The 6,965-nt window shown below is 61.7% G+C and carries 7 protein-coding genes and 2 pseudogenes; 2 read left to right on the top strand and 7 right to left on the bottom strand.

Annotated elements, in window-relative coordinates; genetic code table 11:
• Positions 1–50: 50 nt before the first annotated feature.
• Together AAFM29_RS16245 and AAFM29_RS16250 are read left to right on the top strand one after the other, a co-directional pair.
• A pseudogene (locus AAFM29_RS16245) lies at positions 51–398 on the top strand (DDE-type integrase/transposase/recombinase); the annotation flags it as partial.
• A 63-nt stretch (positions 399–461) separates the two neighbouring features.
• Positions 462–731, top strand: a pseudogene (locus AAFM29_RS16250) (transposase); the annotation flags it as partial.
• A gap of 265 nt (positions 732–996) precedes the next feature.
• On the opposite strand, the gene AAFM29_RS16255 reads toward AAFM29_RS16250, so the two are convergent.
• The 7 genes from AAFM29_RS16255 to AAFM29_RS16285 form a co-directional block, all read right to left on the bottom strand.
• On the bottom strand, positions 997–2,166 hold the full coding sequence (locus AAFM29_RS16255) for a helix-turn-helix domain-containing protein (RefSeq protein ID WP_013521169.1): 1,170 nt from the start codon (positions 2,164–2,166) through the stop codon (positions 997–999).
• Positions 2,167–2,294: 128 nt separating this feature from the next.
• A complete protein-coding gene (locus AAFM29_RS16260; protein WP_013521170.1) occupies positions 2,295–2,999 on the bottom strand; it encodes a glutathione binding-like protein in 705 nt (234 codons plus the stop codon).
• Positions 2,996–3,610, bottom strand: a complete 615-nt coding sequence (locus AAFM29_RS16265) for a TetR/AcrR family transcriptional regulator (protein WP_013521171.1) — start codon at positions 3,608–3,610, stop codon at positions 2,996–2,998. Before AAFM29_RS16265 ends, AAFM29_RS16260 begins: the two co-directional genes overlap by 4 nt.
• A gap of 63 nt (positions 3,611–3,673) precedes the next feature.
• Positions 3,674–4,468 carry an SDR family oxidoreductase gene (locus AAFM29_RS16270; protein ID WP_013521172.1) on the bottom strand — a complete coding sequence of 265 codons (795 nt, stop codon included), beginning with the start codon at positions 4,466–4,468 and terminating at the stop codon, positions 3,674–3,676.
• 1 nt (position 4,469) lies between these two features.
• Positions 4,470–5,186: a glutathione S-transferase family protein gene (locus AAFM29_RS16275; RefSeq protein WP_013521173.1), complete on the bottom strand. Its 717-nt coding sequence runs from the start codon at positions 5,184–5,186 to the stop codon at positions 4,470–4,472.
• Complete coding sequence (locus tag AAFM29_RS16280; protein WP_013521174.1) at positions 5,183–6,172, bottom strand: DMT family transporter; 990 nt, start codon at positions 6,170–6,172, stop codon at positions 5,183–5,185. Before AAFM29_RS16280 ends, AAFM29_RS16275 begins: the two co-directional genes overlap by 4 nt.
• Entirely contained in the window at positions 6,169–6,831 is a 663-nt protein-coding gene (locus tag AAFM29_RS16285) for a peroxiredoxin-like family protein (RefSeq protein ID WP_013521175.1), read from the bottom strand. The genes AAFM29_RS16280 and AAFM29_RS16285 overlap by 4 nt, the downstream gene beginning before the upstream one ends.
• Positions 6,832–6,965: the final 134 nt, after the last annotated feature.

Genomic DNA, 6,965 nt, shown 5'->3' on the forward strand with positions numbered 1-6,965 from the left:
CCAGTGCTAGCTTTGCGTACCGTCACTTATTGCACTGAAAACGAGGAGACCCCAACCAGCTTTGGGTTGCAGACTTTACCTATGTATCGACATGGCAAGGTCAGATGTTTGCGGCCTTTGTGATTGATGTCTATGCCCGCCGGATTGTGGGTTGGCGAGTCAGCAGCCACATGCGCACTGACTTTGTTGTGGATGCATTGGAGCAAGCTCTCTACGCACGGCATCCTTCAAGCGATGAAAAGCTGATTCATCACTCCGACAGGGGGAGTCAGTACGTGTCCATTCGCTACACAGAGCGCTTGGAGGAAGCTGGCCTGATGCCTTCGGTGGGCAGCACCGGCGACTCCTATGACAACGCCCTGGCTGAAACTATCAACGGCTTGTACAAAACGGAGGTCTGGACCGGCCAGCCTTTCGTAGACACCTAGGAGCCATAATTCATGGCAACGACAGAGGTGTTTATGAGCAACAGGCAGTACACGGATGAGTTCAAGGCCGAAGCGGTCAAGCAGGTAACCGAACGTGGCTTCCGGGTGGCCGATGTGGCCCAGCGGCTCGGGGTCTCCACCCACAGCCTGTACGAGTGGCTGCGCAAGGCGAAGAGCGCTGCCAATGCCGACGGCGCGGAGGCGGCACTGCTGCCGACGGCGAAGGACTCGGCGGAGGTCCGGCGACTGAAGGCCGAGATCAAGCGTCTGACCGAGGAGCGCGACATCCTAAAAAATGTCCGCTGTCAAGGACTTTCGATTTGCATCGGACGGACGCAAACCCATATCTGACGCGGGTTTAGAGGGTATTCGGGTTCCGGGTAGCTACGGACCGCATCCATGTCAGGAGTTGCATGGGAGCCTGGGGATTGTGCTTCCCGGCGACCTGAGGCGCGCGCCAGCGCATAGACGCTGAGTGCGCGCACGGTCACCGTACCGCTGGAGCGAGCACGCCTCTGGCAGCCGTGGCCCGCAGCCGCCCAAGGGCAAACGGCGGCGCACACAGTACTCAGCGATCGAACTGCAGGAAACTCTCGACGTTCGCATTCAGCTCTTTCACAAGAGTCTGAGCATCATCGACGATGCGCTGTAGTGAAGCGCCGCCATCCATGTAGACCCTCATGGACACCAGTTGGAGCAGGCTAAGACCGATTCGGCGCAGATCGGCCAGCGTGCTTTCCGGCACAACAGACAGCCTGAAATAGGTCCAAGTGGCGATTTGCTGGCCGATGCCATAGGTTTCCTGCTGGGCTTTCTCGACACGCCCATCGAAGATCTCTTTGTTGGCACGGTCCCACATTTGGGTCAACTTGCGGGCAAGTTTGGCAATCGCCTCCAGGACTTTTCGCTGTGTCTCATCGCTGACCTCGATAGGATCGACCAGATCGCGCATCAACTCCGCAGCAGCGAAGCCTGCGGAGTTGCACACGTCGTTGAAGTTTTCCCCTTCGCCGAGGTAGTGCCGGAACTGTGCGACTTCATCGAGCTTCTCAGCTGTGGCTTCCAACCGTTCATTGACGTGGCTCTCAATGGCCCAGTCGGAGACGGACAGGTCGCGCAGCTTTGACGCATAGACCTCCGCATCTGCCGACCAATCTTCAATCCAGGGTTTCAGGCTTCGCATCTCGGAGTCCGTATCGCTCCAGCGTCGCACGTTGGCGAGCACGTCGGCCAGCGCAGACAGCTCCGGATGATTCTTGGGTCCTTCTGCGGCCTCCCCGGGCATGGAAGCTGTCAAGGCAGCGCGAACCTCTGAGGCCGTCGCCGGTCGGTAGACCGTGCCGTGCCGGATGTACGCGCGCGAATCCACGTAGTACAGAGGCTCTGAACCCTTCTCGACAGTGATGACGAGAACGCCGAGCCCATTTGCCGATGTCCAGCCGATCTGCGGGCGGACGGGGGGATCGATGATCTGGCAAACGCCCACGATCCTTCTGCCGAGATCATCTCGAACCGCTGGGTCATGTGCATTTTCGACTCCTGGAATCGAGCCGTCGTCTGCCACTCCAAGAAGGAGTCGGCCCCCGCTGCTGGAAGCGAAAGCCGCGATTTCCTTGGCAAGATCCCGCACCTGCTTTGGCAGCTCTCGCTTGAATTCCACAGTCTCGCTCTCACCGCCCTGAGCAAGCCGAGGAATATCTTCAGATAGCTGGGCGTCCGCCCACGGTTCGATGGTCATAGCGATATCATGCCCGCGCCTCGAAAGATCTCCACGAATTCCCGAGCTCCCTGCAGCAGCTGGCGCACGCCCACGTCGCGTGATTGCTTTGACTTTGAGTAATCGCTGGTGTGTGCACCATAAACGTATCAGCGCGCCTGCGGGCCTGCGGCAGTTTGACCGAACAGAAGCTTCTTGCCCTCCTCCGTCACCGCAGGACGCGATGCGAAAGGCTCGCCGCGCGCATAGGCCCTGATCGTCGCGGGACGATTGCGAATCGCATCAAACCACCGCCGCAGACTGGGGAACTCGTCGAGTTCCTGCTGCTGGCGCTTCCACGGCACCACCCAGGGGTAGGTCGCCATGTCCGCGATCGAATAGGTTTCACCTGCGAGATATTCCTGCACGGCCAGGCGTCGGTCGAGCACACCGTACAGGCGATTGGTCTCGTTGACGTAGCGCGTGATGGCATAGGGGATCTTCTCGGGCGCATAGATGCCAAAGTGATGGTTCTGACCGGCCATGGGGCCGAGTCCACCGACCTGCCAGAAGAGCCATTCCAGCACCGCCTTGCGCTCACGCAGGTCGGTCGGCATGAAGCGACCCGTTTTCTCCGCAAGATAGACCAGGATGGCGCCCGATTCAAAGACGGTCACGGGCTCCCCGCCGTCGACCGGCTGCATGTCGATGATCGCAGGCATCCGGTTGTTCGGCGAGAACGCGAGGAACTCAGGCTTGAACTGGTCGCCCGCACTGATGTCGACAGGATGAATGCGGTATTCGAGGCCAGCCTCCTCCAGAAACATCGTGACCTTGTGGCCATTGGGCGTGGGCCAATAGTAGAGGTCGATCATTTGCGACTCCGTCGTTGAGATGTGCCGGCGCCATCGAGCAGCGCCAATGCGGGCCGGACAAGCCCACGCAGCAATTCCGGTTCTGGCCGCGATCGCGCGAGGACGCGCAGCCCCATTAGCAAGCCGAGCAGCATCCGGGCGAGATCATCGGCCGGCAACGTGATGTTGATCGCGCCGGCATCTTGGCCGGCCTTGACGCAACGGTAGAAGAAGGCCTCCATGTCGCGCAAGACAGCGGCCAGTGCAGCCTGAAACTCCGCGTCGTGAGGTGCCAGCTCCAGTGCCGAGTTCACGATCAGGCATCCCTTGCGCTGGTCGTCGGCCAGCGACAATTCGATGATCTCATCGAAGAACGCACCGATGGCCGCACGAGGTGCCAACTGGGACTCGAAGCGCCGGACCCGATCGCAAAAGCCTCGCTCGACATAGTGTTCGAGCGCCTGCCGGTACAGCGTGCGTTTGTCGCCAAACGTGTTGTACAGACTGGGGCCGGCGATACCCATCGCGTCGGCCAGGTCCCGCACCGAGGTGGCTTCGTAGCCCCTCGACCAGAAGCATTGAATCGCGGCATCGAGGGCCACTGCTTCGTCAAACTCTCTGGGGCGCGCCATGATCGTTCCTGGATCGGTTCGTGGTTGGCTTCGTGAGTGGATGCGGTGCTTGATGCCGCGTCGTCACAATGCGCTGTGGTCCTTGACCGCCTCTTCCAGCGCGCTCTTGAGCGTCAGGAATCTCGCATCGACCGCTACCGGATCGTTACGGTTGAGCGCAATCATCTGGGCTCTCGCCTCCCCGCCCCGGATGACCTCGAAAGCGTTCGCCTCGATCCCGGCGACGATGGCATCGGCCACCGCAGAAGCAGGCTCGCGCGAAAACCCCAGTTCGGGACCAGCGCGATTCGACTTCATCATCGGCGTGTCCGTGCCTCCAGGATAGGCCGTCAACACATGAATGCCTTCGCCCTTGAGCTCGCGCCTGAGCGCCTCGCCAAAGCGAGCCAGACCTGCTTTCACCGCGGCATACGTTGCATAGAAGGGTGCGCCGACCAGGGCAATGCCGGAGGCGACATTCACCACCATGGCATCTCCGCTGGCCCGCAGAGCGGGGAGCGCCGCGCGGGTCAACAAGACTGGCGCGAGCAAGTCGACGATCACCATCTGCTCGATATCGGCTTCCGTGGTGTTCTCCAGCCGGCCAGCCCGCACGCCGCCGGCGTTGTTGACGAGGATGTCGAGTCCGCCCAGCGTCTGTATCGCCTGGTCCAGCGTGGCCGCGCGTCCCTCGGGACTTCCCACGTCAGCGCAGACGCCCGTCGCCGAGTCAAGGCTGCGCAGTGCATCGTCCAGGACGCTTCTGCGCCTTCCGGTGATGACCACCCTGGCGCCTCGCGCGATCAGCGCATGGGCCAGCGCGAGGCCGATCCCGCTCGATCCGCCCGTGACGAGGACCCGCTTGTTCTTCAGTTCCATTTCAAACTCCTTGCGCCGATGCAGGGGGATAGTTCGACGGGAAGAGCGCACGCTTGGTCTCCTCGTCGTTGATCGCCTTGAACGCATGGCTCTTGGCGAGCGCCCGGGCGCGAGCGACCGCCGGACGCGCATCCACGCCTGCGAACCACCGCTTCAGTTCGGGAAAGGGCCCCAGAGGATCCTCGGCGCCCTTGCGCACGCGGGAAGCGCGATCGAGCCAGCCCCAGGCGGAGATGTCGGCGATCGTGAAACCGCTGCCGACGATGAACTCGCGTCCGGACAGGTGATCGTTGAGAACCTGATAGTGCCGCTCCGCCTCGCGGCGGTAACGATTGGCCGCGTAGTCCAAGCCCTCGGGCGCGGCGAACTGGAAGTGCACCGCCTGCCCGGAGAACGGCCCCAATCCCGAGGCGATGAAGAGCAGCCAGGACAGCAACTCCGGCCGATCCTCGGACGTGCCCAGAAGCTGGCCGGTCTTTTCCGCCAGATAGATCAGGATGGCGGTCGAGTCGAAGACCCTGACTTCGTTGCCGCCCGGCCCCTCGGTATCGACGATGGCCGGTACCTTGCCGTTCGGATTGATCGCACGAAAGGCGGGCGCATGCTGCTCGCCCTTGCTTGTGTCGACCGGCAAGGCTTCGTAGGCCAGACCGGTCTCCTCCAGAAAGAGCGCGATCTTTGCGGGGTTGGGGGTCGGATGAAAGTAGAACCGGATCATGGTGTATGCCTCGTGGTTGCGGAAATCGATGGCTTCGCTGCTTTACGGGCAGGACGTGCTGCCAAGAGCACGCCGCCAACAACGACGGCAAGTGCAACGCACTCTCCACCAGACGGCAGCTCTCCAAGTACGGGAATGGCGGCCAGCGAAGCAACGACCGGAATCAGGGCGATGATGGCTGTGGCCGCAGATGGGCCCAGAAGCGCGACAGAGCGATTGAAGGAAACGATCGCAACGCCGCTCATCAGGACGCCCTGATAGACGGCCTGCAAGCCGATCTCGCTGGGTGAGGCCATGGCGAGGCGACTGAGCCCGCCAAAAATATAGATCGGCAGGAAGAGGATGGCCGACCAGAAGCAGATCAGGGCTGCGGCCTGCACAGGTGTCAGGGCGCTGCGCCGAAAAAGCAGCGTGTAGACGGCCCACATGGCAGCGGCAGTCATCAGGGCGATGAGGCCCATCGGGTTCATGCCACCGTGAGCGGAAACACCGCCTGCAACCATGAACACCAGTCCGATGATGATGGCGAGGTAGCCACACCAGCGCGCGCGGCCCTGTTTCTCTTTCAGGAAAATCCACGCGAAGGCGCCGGCGAATACCGGCATCAGGGTCGGCGCTATCGCTGCCGCGCGGCCGGCCGACGTGAGCTGCAGGCCGAGCGCGACCGCCAGGACGAAGGGCAACCCCCAAAGGCAGGCATAGACCAGCCCCTCACGCCATTCCTTGGCTGATAGGCGTCTCTTTCCCCGCAACAGCACTGGAAGAAGAATGACGGCACCGATGCCGAACCGCAGCGCGGTCACATCCCACAGGCGAAGTTCGCGCGTGACACTGAAGCGCGTCACGACGAACCAGCCCGCAAAGATCGTGACGCTGAGCCCGGCCCAGCAGAATCCGCGCAAGACGTTCCGGGATGATCTCTGAGGCCACGACGCGGCAGCCGGTCCGACTACCGCTTCTTGCACCAAGTCGACGGCCTGCGTCACGTAACCGCCTGCTCTTGCAGCGCCGCAAGAAGTCGCTGCGGGGCCAATCGCTGCCGGTAATCGACCTCGATGAAAGCCAGCGAGATCCTCTGGTTCGGCGTGATCACATAGGTGGCGGGAACGGGCAGCTCCCAACTGGCGTCCCCATTTATGCTCGGCAGCGCCTTGTTGCTGGAACTCAAGGCATCGCGCAGTTCCTGCGGCAATGGATAGACCAGCCCGAATTGGCGAGCCACGTCATTGCCCAGATCGCTCAGGACGTTAAACGTCAACGCCTCGCGCTCCGCGGTTGACAGTGATGCGTCCGGAAGCTGAGGTGAGATGGCCAGCATGCTTGCGCCAAAGGATGCCAACTCGGGCAGCAAGGCCTGGTAGGACCGCAGTTGGAGGTTGCAGTACGGACACCAGCCACCTCGATAGAAGGTCACCACCACAGGACCTTGCTTGAGAGCAGCGGACAGCGACACCGTGCCGCCTTGGGCGTCCGGCAACGAAAAGTCGGGGGCCCTGTCTCCCTCCTTCAGCGCAGCGTGCCTCGCAAAGGTCGATCGCAGTTCCTCGATCCTGGACTCATAGAGCGCGACCCGGCCGGCTGGAGCGGTGCGGGCGAACTCCTTTCGCAATTCTTGCAGTTGTCGATCAAGATCAATAACGGCCACTTGGATCTCCCTTCGAGCAAGGCAGTCGCGGCGGGGATCGCAGCGGACTCCCGTTATTTTATATCAGTCGATAAAAAATGTGTTGACTTGCATCCAAAATTGACCCACTTAGGGTAAAGATTTGCGTCGAAATT

The sequence above is a fragment of the Erythrobacter sp. genome, assembly GCF_038133525.1.
In the GTDB taxonomy this organism is placed as follows: domain Bacteria; phylum Pseudomonadota; class Alphaproteobacteria; order Sphingomonadales; family Sphingomonadaceae; genus Qipengyuania.

Bases quoted from the DNA above. Each gene is read 5' to 3' on its own strand.
- AAFM29_RS16255 (WP_013521169.1), bottom strand. From the start codon at position 2,166: ATGACCATCGAACCGTGGGCGGACGCCCAGCTATCTGAAGATATTCCT.
- AAFM29_RS16260 (WP_013521170.1), bottom strand. From the start codon at position 2,999: ATGATCGACCTCTACTATTGGCCCACGCCCAATGGCCACAAGGTCACG.
- AAFM29_RS16265 (WP_013521171.1), bottom strand. From the start codon at position 3,610: ATGGCGCGCCCCAGAGAGTTTGACGAAGCAGTGGCCCTCGATGCCGCG.
- AAFM29_RS16270 (WP_013521172.1), bottom strand. From the start codon at position 4,468: ATGGAACTGAAGAACAAGCGGGTCCTCGTCACGGGCGGATCGAGCGGG.
- AAFM29_RS16275 (WP_013521173.1), bottom strand. From the start codon at position 5,186: ATGATCCGGTTCTACTTTCATCCGACCCCCAACCCCGCAAAGATCGCG.